Source organism: Acidaminococcus nyctereutis, from assembly GCF_052216985.1.
GTDB lineage: Bacteria > Bacillota > Negativicutes > Acidaminococcales > Acidaminococcaceae > Acidaminococcus > Acidaminococcus fermentans_A.
This window is the reverse complement of sequence record NZ_JBQOUY010000022.1, coordinates 1-22010: the sequence shown is the minus strand read 5'-3', so window position 1 is coordinate 22010 and position 22010 is coordinate 1. Positions and strand designations below refer to the sequence as shown.

Sequence of the window (22010 nt, the reverse complement as noted above, 5' to 3'; positions counted from 1 at the left end):
CAACATCGAACATTGTAAAAAAAATTATCACTGATGAAATTCAAAAAGGCGCAAAAGTCGTAGTTACCTTCGATTACCTCGCTAATCTTCTTTCTGAATCTTTTTCTATTCCATTTACATTAGTTCGTCGTTCGCCTGCCGCTATTATTAAAATCATTATGAATGCCTTACAAACATTCGATAAAATTGCCCTTATATACCATAAAAAAGATAATAAAGAAACATTTTTCACACGTAGTATGAAAGAAGCTGCCAGCGTTTTCAATTATAAAAACATCGCAACTTTTGAATTCCATGAGTACTCTGATGTGATGTCAACATTGGAAAATATTAAGCAAACCGGGTATAAGGCCATTATAGGTCCCCATAAATTAAAGGAATTAGCAAAAAAAGCCGGTTTTTCATATTACACAGTTCCGTTGGCTGAACCCGATCTATTAGATGCGATTGAACAGGCAAAACAACAATTAAGGATATATAATCAACACATACAGAATGAAACACAAATGAATACCATTATCAACTTATCTGACCAAGGTATTATTGCATTAGATAGTAAAGGATGTATTCAAACTATTAACCATTCAGCAAGAAGAATTTTTTCTTTTTTTAGTCAGGACCCAATAGGAAAGCCCTATGAAACGACGCCATTAGCAAATATTAAAGTGATTAAGAAAATTCAAAGGAATCCAGTAGTTCAAAAAGATATCATTAAAGTTGAAGACGACTCCATTTTATGCACACTGACGCCACTTTTTGTTGGCAAAACTTTAAACAATATTATCATCTCTTGTGAATTGGCAGATCAAATCCAGAAGAAAGATATTAAAATGCGCAGTAGGCTTCTCTCCAATAAATGCCAAGCAAGCAAAACATTTCATTCAATCATCGGCCATGGAGACAAAATTTCACGTGCTGTAGCCATTGCGCGAAAATATGCATGTTATGATTCTACTGTCCTAATATCAGGGCAAAGCGGTTGCGGAAAAGAAATTTTTGCCCAAAGTATCCATAATGCCAGCAATCGAAAAGATAAGCCATTTGTTGTCATCAATTGTGCAGCATTACCAGAAAGTATTCTTGAAAGCTTACTGTTTGGTTATGAAGCCGGGACATTTACTGGAGCGAAAGCCAGTGGAAAAGCCGGCCTCTTTGAATTAGCACACGGCGGCACTGTATTTTTAGATGAAATCAGTGAAATGCCTCTTATGATGCAAAGCCGCTTTCTTCGCGTACTTCAAGAGCATGAAGTTATGCGCATTGGTAGTGACCAGCCAATTCCAATAGATATTCGTGTCATCGCAGCAACAAACCGCAATTTATGGAAAATGACACAAGACAAGACATTTCGGGAAGATTTATACTATCGAATCAATGTCCTGCTTTTAGAACTTCCTCCACTAGATCAGCGCAAAGAAGATATCGAAGAACTCTCTCGTTATTTTTTGAATGAAAGATCATCTCAGCTTCACATTCCACTTCCAGTGCTCACAAATGATGCGATTGATTTTCTAAAAACACAATCATACCACGGAAATATCAGACAACTAAACAACATTCTTGAAAGAGCAATGATTCTTGCCTCTTCTCCACGCATTGATGCAAATTTGCTAAGATCAATTTTTGACCGCAATAATGAATCAAGATGCTGCTTCCCTCTTCAAAATCGAGCAACGATTTCACCTCTACTGGAATCCACCTCTCGTAGTGAAAGTAATGCTATTAAAGTTGCCCTTGAAATGTTTTCAGGAAATCGTCAACAAGCCGCAGCTCATCTTGGGATTAGCGTATCTACTCTTTGGCGCAAGATGCAAAAATACAAGCTATACCATAAACATTAAAAATATCTTTATATTTGTGCTTCCCAGTATGTGTTAACAAGTTCTCGGTAAAGTCTTCATTGTAATATAACTATAAATATCTATTTTCAATAGCTAGTAGAAGAAAAGTATAGACAAGTTAATATTTTTATTTCATTATTTTGTGTTTCGTATCCAAAAAAAAGTATATTTCTCTCATTTTCCAGGAAAAGACCAGCTTTGGCTGCAGATAGAAAAATACAGGGCTGCCGCTGCTGCAGCAACCCTGTATTCCACCCTATCTGATGGTTCTTTCTTCTATGCTTTTTGCCTGATACGGCAGCTGTCCTCTCACGCCCGATGATTGGCCAGCTGGATGGCGTAGGAAATGGCGTTCTTCAGGCTCAATTCATTGGCTCCGCCATTGCCAGCATGGCCGAAGCCAGTGCCGTGGTCCACGCTGGCCCGGATGATGGGCAGGCCCAAGGTGATGTTTACCCCGGCCACGGCATCCCAGTGGCCCAGTTCATGGTTGTACACGAACCCTTTGACTTTCAAGGGGATATGGCCCTGGTCATGGTACATGCAGACCACGATGTCGTACCAGCCGCCCAGTGCTTTAGAAAAGACCGTATCCGGCGGAGTGGGTTTCTTATCGGGGATGCAGATGCCTTCCGCCATGGCTTCATCGATGGCCGGCTGGATCTCTTCGATTTCTTCCCGTCCGAAGAGCCCGCCTTCTCCACAGTGGGGGTTCAGACCAGCCACAGCCACCTTAGGCTGCTTGATGCCCAGGGCTTTGCAGCCGGCGTTGGCGATCCGGATGACTTCCAGCACCCGGGGCTTCTTCACCCGCTCGATGGCTTCCCGGAGGGAAACATGGGTGGATACATGGACCACCCGGAGATTCTCGTGGGCCAGCATCATGGTATAGTGTTCCGTATGGGTGTATTCCGCATAGATTTCCGTGTGGCCAGAATAATGGTGACCGGCCATGTTGATGGCTTCCTTGCTCAGGGCATTGGTCACCGTGGCGTCCACCTGTTTCTTCATGGCCAGATCGATGACTTTGATCACGTACTGGAAGGCGGCTTCCCCGCCCAGGGCACAGGCCCCGATGCCAAAAGGAGCCGGTTTCCCCTCTTTTACGTTGTGAGGGATCTGTTCCGGTTTCACCAGGCCCAGATCGATCAGATCGATGGTCCCGTACTGGAAAGCGGCTTCCTTCACATCCTGGATCGGATGCAGCTGGAGCTCGATCCCGGAGACTTTCCGGGCCACCTCCAGGGCATATTCCATGCAGGAAGCATCCCCCACTACCAGGGGACGGCAGGTTTCGTACAGTTTCGGGTCATGGAGTGCCTTGACAGTGATTTCAGGGCCATTGCCAAAGGGATCCCCCATGGTAATGGCTACAATCGGTTTGTTTTCCATTTGGTTTCCTCTTTTCTCTCAGTGAAGTTTTTCTAACAGCCGGAGCAGGACATCTGGCGTACCGAAGCCCCCAGATTTGGAAATCAGGGGCTGCTTTTTCCCCTGGATCCGCACATAGGACAGGACGGTCCCGGTGAACAGTTCCTGGACCGGTTCGATTTCACAGATCCCCATTTCCTGCATGAATCCCATCAGGACGTCTCCGCCTGTCACCATAAGGGTCGCTTCTACGTTCTTTTCCAGTAAAGATCGGAGGGCTTCTCCTATGGCAGCGGGGATCTGGCGCTGGACATCCTCCAGGGTCCCCCCCTGCCGCTTGGCATATTCTAAGGCCGTAAGGCGGCCGGGGATATCATTGGTGTCCAGGATGCACTTTTCGCCCCGTGCCAGGCAGTCCGCCCAGGCTTGTACCTGGCCCCGTCCCTTTTCTTCCGCCGTGAACCAGTGAGGGACCAGACATTCTTCCGGAGGAATGGGGAAATACTGGAAACGGCCGCTATTCACGGCCTCTTTGACCTGTTCCCGTGTGATGGGGTTCACGCTGCCGCAGGCCAGCAAGAAGGCACCGGGCAGCTCCAGTGTCTCAGCCGGTTTGCTGCGAAGGTCCATCAGTTCCGACAATACCGAAGCAAACCCGGCACAGCCGGCCAGGAGGAATAGTTTCCCCTTAGCCTGGAGTTCCCGGCTCCGCCGCAGGATATCCTCATCGGTTTCCGCATCATAGATCTGGATTCCCGGAAAATCTCCCGCCATTTCTTCTTTTTTCACAGATATCATGGGAAGTCCGCTGCCTTCTGAAAGGACATTAGCCACGCGGGAGCACAGGACTGGGTTGAACGGGTCATTCCTGAAAACGCTCTCTCCTACTGGAATTCCATCGATATAATGGGCTCCATTTTTGGTAGTCCTTTTTGTTTTAGGATATGCTGGGATGAAATGCAGCTGGTCCGCTCCGCTGGCTTCCAAGGCCGCTCCCAATTCCGCCCCTACATTGCCCCGGAGCGCCGAATCCGTTTTTTTGTAGATACAGGGGACTGCAAGCCCCACCGCCTGTTGGACAATATGCCGTACAAGGACCGCCGCATCTTCCTGGGCGATATGCCGAGATTCCGTATCCACCACCAGGACCTGGACGTCCGGATCCACCTGCCGCAGATCATAATGGGGATCCAGGACCACCCGGGTGCTGGCCCCGGCTGTCACAAACTGGATGCCCGTATCTAAAGCGCCGGTAAGGTCATCCGCCAAAATCAATAACTCCATGGTCATCTCCTCTTTCTTTGTTCTTTACCGTTCTCTTCTTCCTATTTTAAAGTTTTTCCCTCTAATACGCAAACAGAAAAAGGGCTGCTGCACAGGCAACAGCCCTTTGACTCGTCCTTACTTGTAATTTTCCGGATGGGCCTGCATCTCTTTCTTATGCAGGAAGGTAACCAGTAGCGGACACAGGATCGCGGTGGTGATGATGGCCGCGGAGACCTGCACCGTAGCCGCATCGCTCAAGGCCTTGGAAATGACCCCAGCAGCAGCCACGGCTGCCGGCGTACTGGCTGCATTTCCGGCGGTGGTGCCGATGGCGGCGCCCACTTCCGGATGTTTGTACTTCATCACTTTATACAGCAGATAACCGGCAATCCCTGTAGTCGCAGTAGAAGCCACACCCAGCAGGATCCCGGAAGGACCTGCGCTTACGATGGAAGTCAGGGTCAGCCCGGCCCCCAGAGGGAAAGCAAAGAAAGGGATCAGCAGGGTCGTACCCGGTTCACAGAACTTCTTAATTTCCGGATCCAGGTTCCCCAAGATACAGCCTACGATGATGGGGATGATGCAGCCGATCAGGACTTCGATGGGAACTCCGTATCCAGCAGCCCCCAGGGCCAGCAGGGTGAAGAAGGGACCATCGTTGATGGACAGGACGGAAACCGCTCCCACGTCCGTAGCATCCCCATATTCCCCAGCCAGAGCCGCATACAGGCCCCCGTTGGAGTTGGCAATAGCGGCAATGACGGCAATAGGAGCCAAACCGAAGATTCCCGCTTCCCCGAAGGTATAGCTGATGACGATCCCGATCAGCATCCCCACCAGGACTTTTACCGCCGTAAGCAGGACCCCTTTGGTCAGGGTGGTCCCGGCCTGTTTCACATCAATGGTCGTCCCGTTGCAAAACAGGAAAGCGGCCAGGATCGGCATAGCTCCCGTTTTCCAGAGATGGGTAGTAAAGGTGCCTTTGAAAATGACCCAGAACTGCGGAGCCAGGGTATTGACCAGTGCCCCCAACAGCAGGGGGACGATCATCAGGCCTCCAGGACATTTTTTCACTGTCTGCAAAATTTTCATGATTGCCTCCTAAAAGCCCGGTCTGTTCCCGATCAGAATGTACCGGAGACTTTGTAAATGCCGAATTCCCGATGACCCAGAGCTTCTGCTTTGGTGAATTTCCCATTGCAGACTTCCACCAGCAGCTGGAAAGTCTCTTCGCCCAGGTCTTTGATGGTAGCCCCTTCCGTGATGATCTTGCCGGCATTCACGTCGATGTTGTCCGGCATATTGTTGAAGGTATCCGTATTCCCCGTGATCTTGATCACAGGAGCGATGGGGCTGCCGGTGGGCGTCCCACGGCCGGTAGAGAATACGATGGCCGTCGCCCCGCCGGCGACCATGCCGGTGATGGAATCGATGTCCTGGCCGGGAGTATCCATGAAATACAGGCCTTTTTTATCCAGAGGCAGCAATTCGGAATATTCCAGGGCCCCCTGGAACGGGGCCGTGTTCCCAGCTTTGTACATGCAGCCCAGGGATTTTTCTTCGATGGTGGACAGGCCGCCGGCCTTGTTCCCCGGAGTGGGCTGGCCGGTACGCAGGTCTTCGCCCAGTTTCAGGGCCCGTTCTTCCACATTGTGGACCATGGTCAGGAATTTTTCCCGCTGGGCCGGATCGCCGAACCGTTCAGCCAGGATATGTTCTGCCCCGATGACTTCGGTGGTTTCGCTGAGGATGCTGCTGCCGCCCAGGGAGACCAGTTTATCCGACACATACCCGATGGTGGGGTTGGAGGCCAGGCCGCTGGTGGGGTCGGACCCGCCGCATTCCATGCCCAGGACGATTTCACTGATATCCCCTTCCGTTCGGACTTCTGTAGACAGTTTGGCTGCCATGGCACAGGCGATTTCTCCGCCTCTGGCAATGGCTTTCAGGGTGCCGCCGCAGCCCTGGATGGTGATGGCTTCCACCGGTTTCCCGGTCACAGCGATCCGCTTGGCCAGTTCATTGGCCTGTATCCCGTCGCAGCCCAGTCCTACCACCAGGACAGCCCCTACGTTGGCGTTCTTCCCGAAGCCTTCCAGGGTCCGTTCCGTCTGTTCCTGGTCCGAACCGATCTGGCAGCAGCCATGCTGGTTGGGTACCGCAATAGCACCTGGTACCTGAGCTGCAATCTTTTCAGCGGTATCCGTTGCACACACAGAAGTGGGCAGAATCAGCAGATGGTTCCGTACGCCAAAAGTTCCATTTTCCCGTCTGTATCCTAAAATTTTCATGTTCGTCCCTCCTGTATGCCTTACGCCTTCAAATCCCCACGGCCGCGGGTGCTCGCCAGATTGTGCACATGGACATAGTCGCCAGGATGCAGGTCTTCCAGAGCTTCCCCGATGATCTGCCCATATTTATAGCAGTAGCCCCCTTTGGGGATATCCTCCACTGCCATCTTGTGGAACTTAGGGATATCGCTGGAAGCGATATGGGTTTTCCCTTCAAATTCGATTTTCTCGCCCTTTTTGATGGGACGCAGACAAGTCACCAAATTATCCTTGCTGTTTACATGAATGACCGCATTCATCTTTTATCCTCCTCCGGCATTTTCCATGCCCCCTTAAGATGGTCTTATTGTATCCAATATCCAGTCTCCCGCCAACACTGTTTTTTCTGATAATTGTTTATATCTGAAACGTTTTTATATTTTATTATTTTATTGTAATTTTTTATATAAATTGTTACAATATTGAACAGGAGTGTGATGGTATGAATCGGAAATTCAAGATTTTAGCGGTGGCTCCTTATGAAAGCCTGAAGGAAGTCCTGCTCCAGACAGCCAAAGAATATCCCCAACTGGATGTGACCGTAGAAGTTGGCCCCATCTACGAAGGACTGAAAAAGCTCCAGAAATATGACCTGAGCCAGTTCGATGCAGTCCTTTCCCGGGGCGGGACCAAAATGGAGATCGAAAAACACACCAACCTGCCGGTCTTCGAGATCCCCATTTCTTATTTCGACCTGCTGAACATCATCAAACTGGTGGAACACTACCAAGGGAAGATTGCCATCCTGACCTATGAGAGCATTGCCAATGCCGCCCGGGTCCTGTGCGATCTGCTCCATTTCCCCTACAATATCTTCATCATCAATGCCTGGCATAATGCCAAAGAAAAGGTGCTGCAGCTGAAAGAGCAGGGCTACACCCTGATCATCGGGGATGCAGTTTCCGTGATCCAAGCGGAAAAGCTGGGGATCCAGAGCATCCTGCTCACATCCAGTGCCGACAGTGTACGGGAAGCCTTCAGCCACATCTGCAAAGTCTGTTCTTATATCGAAGCTTTCCAGGTGGATGCCCATCTGCTGCACCAGTACTGTCAGGGCCGGCAGGAAGGCATCCTGTATTTCGATCATCGAGGCAAACTCCTGTATAAGGACAGCCATACGGCTCCTCCTATAGAAGGGTTCTGCACCCACCTGATCCCCTCATTGAAAAAAGAAGAACGGCTCGTCACCCAGAAACAGTGGCAGAATGAACTTTGGGAAATCCAGGGGAACCGATTCCAGGTCCGCCAGCTTCCCTATTATTTTTTCAGCATGAAACGCCTGTCCTCTCTGACAGCCGGCCGACAGGCTCCTCCTTATCTTTCCTTCTTGGAACCTTCATCCCCCCGCTCCCTGCCCCAGCAGCTGCCCAATATCCTCCAGCTCCTTTCTCCCAGCGCCTGGAAACGGACCCTGCAGCTGGTTTCCAATGGTTTCAACTGCTGCTTCATCGGAGAAACCGGGACGGACAGCAACAGCCTGGTCCGCACCCTCCACGAAAAAAGCGCTCCCGCCACAGCGCCTTTGTACTCCATCAATGTCCTGCTGCTGAAAGAAAATGATATCCGGAAATTCTGCACCGATTCCCACTCTCCGCTGTTCCTCCCCCATGCTTCCCTTTTTTTCAGGAATCTGGCCCAGCTGGATGACGGCCGTTTCCAATATCTGCTAGACGAGCTCAGCATCGCCTCCTACGAAAGCACAGCCCAGTTGTATTTTTCCCTGGAAGGGAACCCTGGAGAAGATAGCCTGGAACCGCGCCATCAAGAGCTGCTGGAACGGTTCCAGCTCCATACGGTCCTGCTCCCCTCTCTGCGGAATAAAGGAGACCAGATCCTGAATTATGCTCTGCTGTATATCCAGTCCCACAATCATATGAAAGATACCCATATCGCCGGCATGGAACCGGAAGCCATCACTCTCCTGTGCCAATATGACTGGCCGCTGAACCTGAAACAGCTCCAGAGGGTACTGCAGAAGGCGGTGCTCGCCACCGACGCGCCCTGGATCACAGCCCGGACCATCCGCCTGGCCCTCCAGGAAGAACAGCGCTCCCTGCTGCAGTTTCCCCGCCCCCAGCTGGATCTGGACCAGCCCCTCCATCAGATCATCCAGCAGGTGGTGGGAAAGGTCCTCCAGGAGGAAAACAACAACCAGACGAAAGCGGCCCGACGGCTGGGCATCAGCCGGACGACCCTGTGGCGGCTGCTGAAAGGGAAATAAAAATTGTTTCATCTGGCTCATTTTACGGTTCATTCATTAAATTTATGAAAGATGATTCAATCAACCATTGACTTGTTCGCCATACTTTGTATAATAAATTTAAAAATATTTCACATCGTTTTTATATACTTTTGAAGTATGGCAAACGAGACAGGGGGAGCACATCATGAATCTCAAAAAATCCATCGTCACCGCATTATCCGTGATCCTGGCAGCAGGTCTCACCAGCGGATGCGGCAGCAGCAACAGCGCCACCAAAGGAACCAAACAGGGAGCCCTGGCCCGGATCAAAGCGGCCGGAGAGATCAAGATCGCCACGGAAGGGACCTATGCGCCTTTCACCTACCATGATAAAGATGGGAAACTCACCGGGTTCGACATCGAAATCGGGGAAGCCGTAGCCAAGAAGCTGGGCGTGAAGCCCGTCTTCGTGGAAACGAAATGGGATTCCGTCGTAGCCGGACTGGATGCGGGCCGTTTCGATACGGTGACCAACCAGATGGCGATTACGGAAGAACGGAAAAAGAAGTTCGACTTCAGCAAGCCCTATATCTACATCCACGAAGTCCTGATCACCCGGAAGGACAATGATACCCTGAAATCCTTCAAAGATCTGAAAGGCCAGAAGGTGGCCCAGGTCCTGGGCAGCAATCTGGGGAAGAAAGCGGAACAGTACGGCGGCACCCTGGTAGGCGTGGATGGATTCCCCCAATCCGTTGATCTGGTCCTGGCCGGCCGGGCGGTAGGCACCGTGAATACGGATGTGGTACTGGCTGACTATCTGAAACAGAAACCGGATACGCCGCTGAAGACGGTGGACAAAGTAGAAAAAGCCGTGACCTGCGGGATTCCGGTGAAAAAGGGCAATGAAGACCTGATGAAAGCCATCGACCAAGCCCTGGATGAACTGCGGAAAGATGGCACCCTCACCAAGATATCCATGAAATATTTCGGAAAAGATGTAACTGTGGACAAATAATCGAAACGAAACAGGATGATGAACTATGATATCAGATTCTCTTGCTGAACTATTGATCCAATCCATACCGGGACTATTGATCCCCGGTCTGACGGTCACAATTCCATTGACCCTGGTCTCTTTCGGACTGGGACTGATCCTGGCACTTTTTACCGCCCTGGTACAAATTGCCAGGGTCCCTGTTTTACGGCAGATTGCCCGCTTTTACGTCTGGATCATCCGGGGTACGCCGCTGTTGGTCCAGCTGTACATCATCTTCTACGGGCTTCCCAGCCTCAACATCAAGATCGATGCCATCCCTTCGGCCATCATCGCCTTCACCCTCAGCGTAGGGGCCTACACCTCGGAAACCCTCCGGGCCGCGATCCTTTCCGTCCCCCAGGGCCAGCTGGAAGCCGGTTACTGCGTAGGAATGACCTTTTCCCAGACCATGCGACGGATCATCATTCCCCAAGCATTTAAAACGGCCTTTCCTCCTCTTTTTAATTCCTTCATCGGCCTGACCAAGGATACGTCCCTGGCGGCCAATGTGACGGTGCTGGAGATGTTCATGGCCGCCCAGCGGATCGCCGCCCGCACCTATGAACCTTTTGCCCTGTACTGCGAAGTGGGTGTGATCTACCTGCTCTTCTGCACAGTACTGTCCAAGATCCAGGATATCGGCGAACGGAAACTGGAACATATGCAGTAAACGGAGGAAATCATATCATGCTGAAAATCGATCATATCCATAAGGCATTCGGGGACAACCAGGTGCTGAAGGGCGTCAGCCTGGAAGTTGATAAGGGGGACGTGGTCTGCATCATCGGTCCTTCAGGCAGCGGAAAGACAACCCTGCTTCGGTGCATCAATTTCCTGGAATCCGCTGACCAGGGAACCATGCAGTTCAACGACAAGACCCTGGACCTCCATAAGGTGACCAAGCAGGAAATCCGGGAGGTCCGCTTCCACACTGGCTTCGTTTTCCAGAATTACAATCTGTTCCGGAATAAGACAGCCCTGGAAAATGTAACGGAAGGACTGATCATCGCCCGGGGCATAGCCAAGGACGAAGCGGAAAAAATCGGCCGGGAAACCCTGGATAAAGTAGGACTTTCCGGCCGTTACGACTATTATCCCAAGCAGCTTTCCGGAGGCCAGCAGCAGCGAGTGGGCATTGCCCGAGCCATCGCTGCCAACCCGGAAGTGATCTTCTTCGATGAACCCACGTCCGCCCTTGACCCGGAACTGATCGACGAAGTGCTGGCCGTGATGAAACAGCTGGCCCGGGAAGGGACCACCATGGTGGTGGTCACCCACGAAATGAGTTTCGCCCATGATGTAGCCAATAAGGTCATCTTCATGGAACACGGGTCCATCGTAGAACAGGGGACTCCGGAGGAAGTATTCTACCACGCCCGGGAAGAGCGGACGAAACAGTTCCTGCGCCGGATCACCCATGGACAGAATCTGTAAAAGGAAAGAGGCTTTGCCATGAGCACGGAAAATGCATCCATCCTGCCCTTATTCACCTGGTTCCACCAGCATCCAGAAGTGGGCCACACAGAATTCGCCACTACCCAAAAAATCAAGGAAACTTTGGAAGAGATGGGGCTGGACCCCCAGCCTCTGGGCAGTCTTCCTACCGGGACTTTTGCCCTGATCAAAGGCAGCCATCCAGGAAAGACCCTCCTGCTCCGGTCCGATATCGATGCCCTGCCGGTAACGGAAAAAGCAGATGTGGACTATCCTTCCCTGAACCCGGGAAAAATGCACGCCTGCGGCCATGACATCCACATGACCACAGTCCTCACGGCGGCCCGGATCCTAACAGAACGGAAAGACCAGCTCCATGGGACCGTTTTCCTGGCATTCCAGCCGGCGGAAGAAGTAGCCGGCGGGGCGGTAGAACTGCTGGACCAGGGTGTGACCAAGGGCTGTACGGAATTCGTCGGGCTCCATTCGGAACCCCTGCTGCCAGTGGGGACCCTGGGCATCACCGCCGGCTGCGTCATGGCATCCACGGATACTTTCCGGATCACCCTGACGGGAACCGGGACCCATGCGGCCGCCCCCCATCTGGGCAACAATCCCATCCCCGTCCTCTTTGGCCTGGGCCGGGAACTGATGCTCTTTGCCGGCCAAAAAGTCAGCCCGGTGCACAATTATGTGCTCAGCATCACCCATGTAGAAGCCGGGGAAGCCTGGAATGTCATCCCGGATACCGCCATGCTGGAAGGCACCATCCGCTGTGAATATCCGGAAGACCGGGAAACCTTGCGCAAGGCCCTGTACCGGCTGGTAGGATCCTATGCAGAGGCACACCAGGTCCAGGCAGACATTTACTGGCATGACGGAGCCCCTGCCGTCCTGAACGATGAAGAACTGGTCCGCCCTGCCGCAGAACTGGCCCAAAAAGAAGGCCTCCAGGTCAAAGCCCTGGAAATGGCCATGACCGGAGACGATTTTTCCCGGTATAAAGAATATGCCCTGCAATGCCAGGCCACGGATCCCGACCTCCAGCCAGCGGGAAAGCCCCTGGCTCTCTACGTGAAAGTAGGCACCGGCTTGGGTGCCCCCCTCCACAACAGCCATTTCAAAGCAGACCCCGCAGCCATCGAGCCAGCCGCCCGGTTCCTGGCAGATTTCATCACGGAACGGCTGAGCGGGGAGTAAAAAAATCATTTCCCCATAGTTCCTGGTCATAAAAGATATCCAGGCTGGTCCTGGTTACAGAAAAGAGGCTGTCCAAGCTGCCGATCATTGCGGATCGCAGCCTGGACAGCCTCTTTGGGTTTTACTCAGTACGATTCTCTGTGCGTTCCCCGGTTGCCAAGACATTTTCCAAATTCCGTTTATAACTCTGGTGGATGTGCCGTTTCATGGCACTGCGGGCCAAGGCAGGGCTTCTTTTCTGCAGAGCCGCCAGGATCCTTCCGTGCTCATGGAATACTTGCTTGGCTACTTGCGATGTCTTGAAAGCCCCCTGGGTCTCTATGCGCAAAAAATTCTCCCGCAGTTTCACATTCATCTGCATCAGCCAGCTGTTTCCAGTTGCCTGGAAGATCAACTGATGGAAGGCATAATCCAGTCTGTACATTTCCCGGGAATCACGATGTTTTTCTTCATCCATCATCTCCTGCTGGATTTTCTCCAATTCCTGGAGCTGTTCGTCAGTGATCCGCTCGGCAGCCAGCTCGGCCCCGAACATTTCGATTTCTCGGCGCATTTCTGCGATGTCCAACGCTTCCTGCCGAGTCAGTTCCAGCACCTGGAACCCCCGCCCCCGCACGAACCGGATATAGCCTTCATTCTGCAGTTCGATCAGGGCTTCCCGGACCGGCGTGCGGCTGATATGGAGTTCACTGCACAAAGTTTCCTGGGAATAAACCGTATTGATCTGCAGCCTTCTATATAAAATTGCATCTTTGATCAAACGATACGCCTGATCTTTCAAGGTAACCGTCTGTAACGGCCCGTGGTTCAACAGTCGCAATTTTGACGTCCTCTCTACTTCTGGATTTTCACACCATCTTCTGCCTTTCATTGTATACCAAATCCGTTCTTTCTTCCAAGCAAAAAAGTCGTGATAAGATTTTGATACACAAAGTGGGACCATTGCCTTAGCAATAGCCCCACAAGTTTTATAAGCTGGATGGAATCACCCGAAAATACGAGGCAGGAACAGGGTCAATTCCGGGATATAGGTGACCATTAAAAGCACCACCAGCAGGACTCCCAGCATGGGGATCAGATCATGCATCTGATCCTTCAGGGAAATCTTTGCAATAGACCCAGAAACGAACAGGCAGACACCTAGAGGCGGCGTGCACATCCCAATGGTCAGGTTCACTGCAATGATCATCCCAAAATGGATCAGGTCGATCCCCATGGCTTTTACCAGAGGGATGAACAGAGGAGCGAAAATAACGATGGCGCTGGTGGTATCGATGAAGGTCCCGGCAATCAGCAGGATCACATTGATGATCAAGAGCAGTACGTATTTGTTGTGGACGGCTTGCTGCAGGAAGGCCGTCACACTCTGAGGCACCTGGTTCACTGTGATGACCCAAGTGAACAGGGAGGCACAGGCGACCACGACCAGGACCTGTCCACTGCTCTTGGCACTGTTGACCAAAGCTTCCCAAAAGGTCTTCCAATCCATTTCATGATAGATGAATGCGCTGACTACCAGGGAATAGAATACGGCCACTGCCCCGGATTCCGTAGGGGTAAAGATTCCGCTCATGATCCCGCCGATGATGATAATCGGCATGAAGAGAGCCAATACCGTATCTTTCCCGGTGGAAAGGATTTCATGGAAAGAAGCGGCCTTCTCCCGTCCTACATAATGTCTCTTCTTCCCAATGATGTAGCAGTAGATCATCAGACCGATGCCCATCAGGATGCCAGGAATGATCCCGCCGATGAACAGGGCCCCCACACTCACATTGGCCAGAGTCCCATAGACCAGCAGAGGAATCGAAGGCGGGATGATAGGCCCGATGGAACCGCCGCAAGCCAAGAGCGGTGCACTGAAGGTATAATCATATCCCTTTTCCTTCATCAGAGGGATCATGATGCCCCCGATGGCAGCTGTTGCTGCAATGGCAGAACCGGTAATGGCAGCAAAGAACATACAGGCCAGGATACTGACCATAGCCAAGCCACTGGGGAAATGGCCCAGTAGAGTATCTGCGAAATCCACCAGGCGCTTAGACATCCCGCCCCGGAACATCAGTTCTCCGGAAAGCATGAACAAGGGGATAGCGATGAGGGCAATGCTGTCGACCCCGCCGAACATCCGCTGGATCACGATCAGCAGGTTGAAATCCTGGTAGGACAGGGCCCCCAGGGAAACCAGCCCCAAAGCAAACGAAATGGGGACTCCCAATAAGAACAGCAGAAATAGACACAGAATGATTTGCATGTTTTGTCCCCCTTCCTATAAGGTCTGCAGATCCTTGATCTGCTGCAGGATATTTTCAACCACATAAAATGCCATGCAGACTGCTGCCAGCGGGATTCCCAAGTAATAGTAGGTCATGGGCAGCATCAGATAGGAAGTGGTCTGGATGGATCCCAGCTGAGCAAAGGTAAAGCCGAATGTCACCAAGAAACAGAAGAATCCCAGCAGGACAATGTTGATGATGATTTCGCAGATTTTGCGGGTTTTGGGCTGCAGGGCACTTAGCAGTACATCCACATTCAGGTGGGAATTATCCCTTACACAATAGGCGGCCCCAAAATAAATCATATACGTAAAGGCCAGGCGGATCACATCCTGGGACCAGGGAAGAGGCGACTTCAACAGATATCGGAAGATGACCGCCAAAAAAGTGACTCCAAAGATCACACCGGAAGTCAGGCCTAAGATCAGCCGGATCAGGCTGGTGATGCCTCGATCGATGCTTTTGATTACCGTCATTTTACAACCCTCCTCAGGATTTCGGCATATCTGCAATGGCTTTTTTGACCAGTTCCACCAGTTCCGGTTTCACCAGTTTCGCAACGGCAGGCTCCCGATACAGATCTTTTGTCGCCTCTTTGAAGGAATCGATATCCACTTCATCGACCTCCATGCCTTTGGCTTTCATATCCTCCAGCATCTTGGCTTCTTTCCCGTTGATATCGGCCCGCTGGGCATCCCGGGCATAGATGGCCGCCTCGTCGACGGCCTTCTGGTATTCCGGCGGCAGGCTGTCATAAAACTGTTTATTGATCAGCGCACTGCCGGCTGCATAGGTATGGCCGTCCAGGCTCATATATTTCTGTACTTCATAGAACTTGGAACTGGCAACGGAAGCGATGGGGTTTTCTTCCCCGTCCACCATACCCTGCTGCAGCGCCGTATACAACTCAGCAAAAGGAACTGGCGTAGCCGTTGCCTGCAAGTCATTCATCAGAGCAAACCAGACAGGAGCTTCCTGGACCCGGATCTTCATGCCTTTCATATCGGACGCTTTCTTGATGGGCCGGGTATTGTTGGTGAAATGGCGGAAGCCCAGTTCTGCAAAGGCCAGATGCTTAGCCCCTTTGGCTTCGAATTTGGGTTCCAGATAATCCTGGAGGGTATGATCCAGGACGTAATACGCTTCTTTCTTGTTAGCGAACAGATAAGGGATGGAAAGGATCTGGGTTTCTGGTACCCAGGACGGCAGCGTACCATCCGACGTGACACAGCACATTTCGATGGTTCCCATCAAGGTCGATTCGGCCATTTCCCGTTCATTGCCCAGGGCATTGTTGGGGTAGATTTCCACTTGGACCTTGCCGTTGGTCAGTTCTTCCACTTTCTGTTTGAAATACTTTCCATAGACCGTGTACTGATGTTCATTGTTGCCCGTAGACCCAAATTTGATCTTGTAGACCCCGTTCTTATCGGGACCCTTCTTGGCACCGCTGCAGCCAGCGGTCAAAAGAAGCCCCAGGGACAGGAGGAGCGCTCCCGCCATCTTTAATTTTTTCCCCAACATCACCGTTCCTCCTCTCCAATCTCATGGACAGAATACTGGAATGAAAGCGTTCTGTTTAAAACCGGATCCACCATCTCCCCTCTGAATTGTGTCCCAAAGACAAATCCGTTTTTCACAGGAACCGTCCCGGAGAAGATTACGCTCCGTTCTACGGCCCCCACCCGTTTATGGAGTTCTCCCAGGATGGTATCCACCGGCAGGATATCTTTCAGTCCCCCATCCTGGTACATTTCTTCTTTGCCATCCACCACCTGATAGGAATGCAGCAGAATCTGGTCCCAATGGTCTTTCACGTCTTCATAATCCCAGACCAGCCCGCAGATGGGTTTGGGGCAGACCTGTTTTGCTTTCGGTACGCTTTCCCCTTCCAGCTTCCGGTCCGTGTGATCGCTGCCCAATCCGATATAGATCTTATCCCCCTGGGTCACAATGACATATTCCACTTCCCCGCAGGTATCATGGCCCACAAAGTGGATGTCCAGATCTTTGGTCAGCAGCATATTGGACATTTGGAAGATAGTCGGGATCATTTTCGGTGCAGGGACCCCGAATCTTTCTTTCAGTTCCTGGATATGCTCCATGGTCTTGGCCGTATTCCGGCCGGAATATCCGATAGCGAACAGTTCATCATAAACGATGTCCAGATCCTTCAGTTCCCCATTTTTCACCAGTTGAAAACGTACCGTAGACATATATTTTGGCCTCCTTAAAATTTTTTATACAGATCCGGTCTCCGGTCCCGGAATACATTGATGGATGAACGGATTTCCTGCAGTTTGCTGAAGTCGATCTCTCCCGTAAAGATTTCTTCCTGGGTCCCCCCCTGCTTGATGGTTTCGCCCCAAGGATCAAGGATGACAGAGCGGCCGCCGTAGACCGTTTTTCCAGCTGTTCCGCAGGAATTGCAGGCCGCCACGAACAGCTGATTCTCCACTGCCCGAGCAGCCGTCAGGAGCTGCCAGTGGAAGCTGCGCACAGCTGGCCATTGGGCACAGATGAAGAGGATCTCGATATCTTTCAGAGCCAGTGCCCGTGCCAGTTCCGGGAAACGGATATCATAGCAGATGATGATCCCGCATTTGTGTCCATCTAATTCAAAGGTACAGAGATGGTCCCCCTTTTGATAGTAGGCATCTTCCTGCATAGGCGTAAAAACATGGATCTTATCATATTCCCCCACGCAAGAACCGGTCCTATCAAAGATGAAGGCAGAATTATACACTTTTCCGTCTTTTACATTCGATACAGAACCGGCAACAATATTCGTATGGAGTTCTTTGGCCAGATTCCCGATCCGTTCCTTCGTTTCCTTTCCTTCTTGATCACAGAGCTCCGCCAGATTTTCCACAGGGAAAAAGCCTGTATTCCAGGTCTCCGGCAGCACAATGACATCCGGCTGTTCTTCAGTCGCTTTGCGGATGAGTTCTTCTGCATGGAGGAAATTGGCTTTGGGATCTGCAAATTTCATATCCATCTGAACAATCGACGTTTTCACTTTCCTTTTCAGCTCCTTTTAAAGATGTGATATGTAATATATTACTTTCTTTCTCACAATAATAGGATATCAAGAAAAGATTTTCCCGTCAATCCCCATTTTATCTGTTCTTTTTTCTTTATTTATGAATGTACGATTTGTTACACGAGTCTTTCTTCCCTTGATTTTCCATGGATTTCACATAGATATTCCCTTATTTTTCTCTCTACGTCTTTATTTTTCATGTTTTATTTTATGAATATTTATGTTTAAATTTATATAATAGTTCGTATTTATTGTGTATCCAATCCTTCACAGAGTCCTGGATACAACGGCTTTTTTCCCGGATATCTTACCGGAGATCAATCCATGGGTATTGTAATCTTCCATCCCGATAGGTATACTGAAAACAGTATTCGAATACAAATCCCTTAGAAACAGTGAGGTGGTACTATGCTGGTCATCAAACAGGCCCGATTGTATGCTCCTGAGCCGAAAGGCATCCAGGATATCCTGGTGGAAGGCGGTAAAATCGTCCGGATCTCTCCTTCCATCAATGAATATGATGGGATTGGAGAAGTGGAAAAATTGCAGCTGGATGGCCGCCGGCTGGCCCCCGGGTATATCGACTGCCATGAGCACATTACCGGCGGAGGCGGGGAACAGGGTCCCCGGACACGGGTGCCGGAAGCCCAGCTGAGCACGATCTTCCGATGCGGGGTCACAACGGTCCTGGGGCTTTTAGGAACGGATGGGATCACCCGGAGCCTGGAAAATCTCCAGGCAAAATGCCAGGCGCTGAATGAAGAAGGCCTGTCCTGCTATATGCTGACCGGGTCCTATGCCTATCCTAGTCCCACGCTCACCGGGGATGTGGAACGGGACATCATGCTGATCCACGAAGTGATCGGAGTGAAAGTGGCCATGTCGGATCACCGCAGCTCCCATATCACCGGGGAAGAACTGATCCGCCTGGGCACCCTGGCCCGGCGGGGCGGCATGCTGGCGGGCTGCGCCGGTTTGGTCACCATCCATACCGGAAGCGGCAAAGCAGGCCTGGGCCCCATCTTCTATGCCCTGGAAAAAAGTGACCTGCCCCCCTCCACCTTCCTGCCCACCCATATAGGCCGGAATGATGATCTGTTCTCCCAGGCCCTTACTTATGCCAAGATGGGAGGCCGGATCGACATCACTGCCGGTTCCTCAAAAGAAGCCAACGAAAAAGTCGCCGATAAGATCTGTCGGTATCTGGAAGAAGATCCCCAGCTACAGCAGCTTTCTCTTTCCAGCGACGCCTATGGGAGCCAGCCCCGGTTCAATGAAAAGATGGAGTGCATCGGCCTCACCTATGCCACCCCCCAGTCCCTCCATGAAGTCATCCGGATCCTGGTGGAAGAACGCCAGGTCCCGCTGGAAACCGCGCTCCGTCTCCTGACCACCAATCCCGCCCAGAACATGGGCCTGCAGCAGACCAAAGGCAGGATTGCCCCAGGCTATGATGCGGATTTCATAGTCTACGATGATGATTTGGCCATCACAGGTGTCCTGGCCAAAGGTAAAAAGGCCGTCTGGGAGGGAAAGGTCCTGATGAAAGGGACATTTGAAGAGTAACAAGGAGAGCAATATGGAGTCCCTGATAGAGAAAATCAAAAACATGGAACTTTCCAAAGTAGAAGTTCAGATTGCCAACTACATCCTGCAGCAAATCGATACCGTGGGAATGATGACCTCCTCTTCTTTAGCACGGGCTATTGGAGTCAGCGATACCTCTGTCATCCGTTTCATTCGGAGGCTGGGCTTTGAAAAATACGGTGATTTCCGTAACCAAATGAATGAACAGCTGACGAAACGGTATGAAGCCAAACAAAATGCCCAGACGCCTAGTGCTAAGTACCAGCTGACTAAAGAACGGCTCCAGCAGAGTGATTTCATGGAAAAAGTCAGTAGCTGGGTCCTGAACAATATCGAGGGCAGCTTGTTAAAAATCACGCCGGATCTCCTGCATCAGATCACAAAAACCCTGCTCCAGAGCCAGCACATTTATGTGGCAGGTTTTCGGGGGACGGTCAGCTGTGTGATGTACCTGTGCAGCAAACTGAATTTGCTATTGCCCCATGTGCAGCCCATCACCCATGCAGATTCTTCTGCTTTGGAAACGGCGTTTGATATGGGGAAACAAGATTGTCTTTTTTTGATCAGTTTTTCCCGCTACTCTGAAATGGCTGAAAAAATCATCCGAATCGCAAAGCAAAATGGGACTTCCGTCATTTTATTGACAGATTACGAGACGGCTCCTTTTGCCCGTTTTGCTGATATTTTGCTTACGGCCAAAGTGGAAGGGATGGGTTTTACCAATTCTTATATCGCACCTTTCTGCATCATCGAATTGATTATCTTGGCCTTAACATCAGCCAATGACCCTTCTGTTGAAAAACGATTGGATCAATTAGATGCCCTGGTTGTCAAAGAAAAACTGTATTGATGGTTGGGATATTTACATCCCTATAAAAAAAGAGCTGTGAAACATACCGATGCTTCAAATCGAATCGGCTATGCTTGCACAGCTCTTTTTCTGTCAGGATACCAGTGCAAAGTCAAAGAGTCGATCCATGACTTTCCTATAGCGCTGGAATTCGTCTCGGATCAGTTCTTTCAAGACTTCCGCATAAGCCGGGAGAGGCTGGTCCTTTAACGTGACAATACTGATTTTGGTGGAAATGATGTCATTGGTCAATTTGACGATCTGCGGCATCCCTAAAGCCAGAGATTGGGCTTCATAACAGATATAGAGATAAATCGGAGTAATGATGCCCACACCATACTGAGCCAAGGAGAGCATCAGGCGCTGATTGTTGGTTTCCAGGATGCAGTGAGGATACAGATTGTGGCTGGCGTAAAGTCGGTCTACCGCAACCCTGATCTGGTTTTCCTGGGGCCGATGGAATAAAGGCAAATCCTGCAGATCCAATAAGTCCACCCCATCCCGCACATATCGTTGGAAATCGTCCCGTCCTGTCTTCGGCCGGTAATGCATCAGGAGGGACTGACTGAGGGAACAGCACAGATGCTCTTCTACCAAAGGTTCGATTTGGAGATCCCGATCTTCGGGCACATTGACGCAGACACAGAGGTCCAGCTGGTGGGTGCGGAGCCGATTCAGCAGTTCTTCGCTGTTCTTTTCCTTCAATAAGATTTCAATATGAGGATATTTTTCATGATACCTCTCCCAGATATGAGTAAAAAAAGCTTCCCCCCGCTGCCGAGAAATCCCAAACCGCAGCTCCCCATGGTAATCTTTGACCAGATCCGTGAACCGGGCCGTCATTTGGTTTTCTGCCTGGAGGATCTGCTGGGCATAGAATAGCATGGCCTTTCCGGCGGGAGTCAGCCGCAGTACGGGTTTCCGTTCAAACAAGGTCACTCCATACTGGGTTTCCAAGCGCTTGATATGAGCGCTCAGGGACTGCTGGCTGACATAAAGCTTTTCTGCAGCCCGGGAGATATTCCCTTCTTTAGCTACGGTTATAAAATATTCAAACCCTAATAGGCTCATTCTGCTCTTCCTTTCTTCATCACAGTAAAAACATTGTTAAAAATAGAATTAAATACTGTTTTTCAATTGATTTTCTCCATGATATCATAATTTTAAAAAAAAAGGGAACCAGTTGCTGCGAAAACTGGTTTCAGAGAAAATGACAGGACATGAAAAAAAATGGACTGTATTGGAAAAGAGGGGGATCGAACAAGGAGCAAAAGGCAGAATTAAATAATTGGAAAAGTATGATAACAGTTGTAATTTCTTCGTATTAGAGAGAGGTGCCTTATGACAATCCGTGCATTGATGAATATGATGACGGCCGTGAGCATGTTCATCCTCCTAGGCTTCTTCGTCCGAGAATTCGTGAAACCCCTGCAGAAACTGTTCCTGCCTGCTTCCCTGGTGGGTGGCCTGGTGATGCTGGCCCTGGGACAGCAGGGAGCAGGCCTGATCACCGTCCCTAAAGTCCTGGGCAGCGTCCCCGGCGTTTTGATCGATATCGTCATGGTTTCCCTGGTCTTCGGGGTCAGCTTCA

General features: G+C 50.7%; 20 protein-coding genes and 1 pseudogene. 9 read left to right on the top strand and 12 right to left on the bottom strand.

Translation table 11 applies throughout. The annotated features are described in order from the left end of the window. Positions 1-11: 11 nt before the first annotated feature. Positions 12-1841 carry a sigma 54-interacting transcriptional regulator gene (locus ACTUHY_RS09910; RefSeq protein ID WP_442827607.1) on the top strand — a complete coding sequence of 610 codons (1830 nt, stop codon included), beginning with the start codon at positions 12-14 and terminating at the stop codon, positions 1839-1841. A gap of 309 nt (positions 1842-2150) precedes the next feature. Here the strand turns inward: ACTUHY_RS09910 and pdxA are convergent, their stop codons facing one another. From pdxA to ACTUHY_RS09885, 5 genes are all read right to left on the bottom strand, one after another. Beyond that, the gene (gene pdxA / locus ACTUHY_RS09905) at positions 2151-3233 is read right to left on the bottom strand and encodes a 4-hydroxythreonine-4-phosphate dehydrogenase PdxA (protein WP_442827592.1); all 1083 of its coding nucleotides are present in this window, start codon (positions 3231-3233) and stop codon (positions 2151-2153) included. A gap of 18 nt (positions 3234-3251) precedes the next feature. Continuing rightward, positions 3252-4496, bottom strand: coding sequence for a four-carbon acid sugar kinase family protein (locus ACTUHY_RS09900; protein ID WP_442827591.1), 1245 nt, complete (start codon positions 4494-4496; stop codon positions 3252-3254). Between the two features lie 117 nt (positions 4497-4613). Then, positions 4614-5570: a 2-keto-3-deoxygluconate permease gene (locus tag ACTUHY_RS09895; RefSeq protein WP_442827590.1), complete on the bottom strand. Its 957-nt coding sequence runs from the start codon at positions 5568-5570 to the stop codon at positions 4614-4616. A gap of 32 nt (positions 5571-5602) precedes the next feature. After that, positions 5603-6769 (bottom strand): UxaA family hydrolase, encoded by a 1167-nt coding sequence (locus tag ACTUHY_RS09890; protein ID WP_278674714.1) that lies wholly within the window; start codon positions 6767-6769, stop codon positions 5603-5605. Between the two features lie 20 nt (positions 6770-6789). Then, the gene (locus ACTUHY_RS09885; protein WP_442827589.1) at positions 6790-7068 is read right to left on the bottom strand and encodes a UxaA family hydrolase; all 279 of its coding nucleotides are present in this window, start codon (positions 7066-7068) and stop codon (positions 6790-6792) included. A 182-nt stretch (positions 7069-7250) separates the two neighbouring features. Between ACTUHY_RS09885 and ACTUHY_RS09880 the strand changes: the two genes are divergently transcribed. From ACTUHY_RS09880 to ACTUHY_RS09860, 5 genes are all read left to right on the top strand, one after another. Next, the gene (locus ACTUHY_RS09880) at positions 7251-9029 is read left to right on the top strand and encodes a PrpR N-terminal domain-containing protein (protein ID WP_442827588.1); all 1779 of its coding nucleotides are present in this window, start codon (positions 7251-7253) and stop codon (positions 9027-9029) included. Positions 9030-9195: 166 nt separating this feature from the next. After that, the gene (locus ACTUHY_RS09875; protein WP_442827587.1) at positions 9196-10008 is read left to right on the top strand and encodes an amino acid ABC transporter substrate-binding protein; all 813 of its coding nucleotides are present in this window, start codon (positions 9196-9198) and stop codon (positions 10006-10008) included. 28 nt (positions 10009-10036) lie between these two features. Then, the gene (locus tag ACTUHY_RS09870) at positions 10037-10699 is read left to right on the top strand and encodes an amino acid ABC transporter permease (protein ID WP_442827606.1); all 663 of its coding nucleotides are present in this window, start codon (positions 10037-10039) and stop codon (positions 10697-10699) included. Positions 10700-10716: 17 nt separating this feature from the next. Further along, a complete protein-coding gene (locus ACTUHY_RS09865) occupies positions 10717-11463 on the top strand; it encodes an amino acid ABC transporter ATP-binding protein (protein ID WP_278674708.1) in 747 nt (248 codons plus the stop codon). 18 nt (positions 11464-11481) lie between these two features. Continuing rightward, the gene (locus ACTUHY_RS09860) at positions 11482-12663 is read left to right on the top strand and encodes a M20 metallopeptidase family protein (RefSeq protein ID WP_442827586.1); all 1182 of its coding nucleotides are present in this window, start codon (positions 11482-11484) and stop codon (positions 12661-12663) included. Between the two features lie 121 nt (positions 12664-12784). On the opposite strand, the gene ACTUHY_RS09855 is transcribed toward ACTUHY_RS09860, so the two are convergent. From ACTUHY_RS09855 to ACTUHY_RS09830, 6 genes are all read right to left on the bottom strand, one after another. Then, on the bottom strand, positions 12785-13534 hold the full coding sequence (locus ACTUHY_RS09855) for a GntR family transcriptional regulator (RefSeq protein ID WP_442827585.1): 750 nt from the start codon (positions 13532-13534) through the stop codon (positions 12785-12787). 114 nt (positions 13535-13648) lie between these two features. Next, positions 13649-14917 (bottom strand): TRAP transporter large permease, encoded by a 1269-nt coding sequence (locus ACTUHY_RS09850; RefSeq protein WP_442827584.1) that lies wholly within the window; start codon positions 14915-14917, stop codon positions 13649-13651. 15 nt (positions 14918-14932) lie between these two features. Further along, positions 14933-15415, bottom strand: a complete 483-nt coding sequence (locus ACTUHY_RS09845) for a TRAP transporter small permease (RefSeq protein ID WP_442827583.1) — start codon at positions 15413-15415, stop codon at positions 14933-14935. Positions 15416-15428: 13 nt separating this feature from the next. Then, the gene (locus ACTUHY_RS09840) at positions 15429-16463 is read right to left on the bottom strand and encodes a TRAP transporter substrate-binding protein (RefSeq protein ID WP_442827582.1); all 1035 of its coding nucleotides are present in this window, start codon (positions 16461-16463) and stop codon (positions 15429-15431) included. Then, a complete protein-coding gene (locus tag ACTUHY_RS09835; protein ID WP_278674700.1) occupies positions 16463-17155 on the bottom strand; it encodes a DUF2848 family protein in 693 nt (230 codons plus the stop codon). The genes ACTUHY_RS09840 and ACTUHY_RS09835 overlap by 1 nt, the downstream gene beginning before the upstream one ends. 14 nt (positions 17156-17169) lie before the next feature. Further along, complete coding sequence (locus tag ACTUHY_RS09830; RefSeq protein WP_442827581.1) at positions 17170-17958, bottom strand: carbon-nitrogen family hydrolase; 789 nt, start codon at positions 17956-17958, stop codon at positions 17170-17172. 432 nt (positions 17959-18390) lie between these two features. Between ACTUHY_RS09830 and iadA the strand changes: the two genes are divergently transcribed. Together iadA and ACTUHY_RS09820 are read left to right on the top strand one after the other, a co-directional pair. Further along, positions 18391-19548, top strand: a complete 1158-nt coding sequence (gene iadA / locus ACTUHY_RS09825) for a beta-aspartyl-peptidase (RefSeq protein WP_442827580.1) — start codon at positions 18391-18393, stop codon at positions 19546-19548. A gap of 13 nt (positions 19549-19561) precedes the next feature. After that, the gene (locus ACTUHY_RS09820; protein WP_442827579.1) at positions 19562-20419 is read left to right on the top strand and encodes a MurR/RpiR family transcriptional regulator; all 858 of its coding nucleotides are present in this window, start codon (positions 19562-19564) and stop codon (positions 20417-20419) included. A 93-nt stretch (positions 20420-20512) separates the two neighbouring features. Here the strand turns inward: ACTUHY_RS09820 and ACTUHY_RS09815 are convergent, their stop codons facing one another. After that, positions 20513-21490 carry a LysR family transcriptional regulator gene (locus ACTUHY_RS09815; RefSeq protein ID WP_442827578.1) on the bottom strand — a complete coding sequence of 326 codons (978 nt, stop codon included), beginning with the start codon at positions 21488-21490 and terminating at the stop codon, positions 20513-20515. A gap of 270 nt (positions 21491-21760) precedes the next feature. Between ACTUHY_RS09815 and ACTUHY_RS09810 the strand changes: the two are divergent. After that, positions 21761-22010, top strand: a pseudogene (locus tag ACTUHY_RS09810) (sodium:glutamate symporter); the annotation flags it as partial.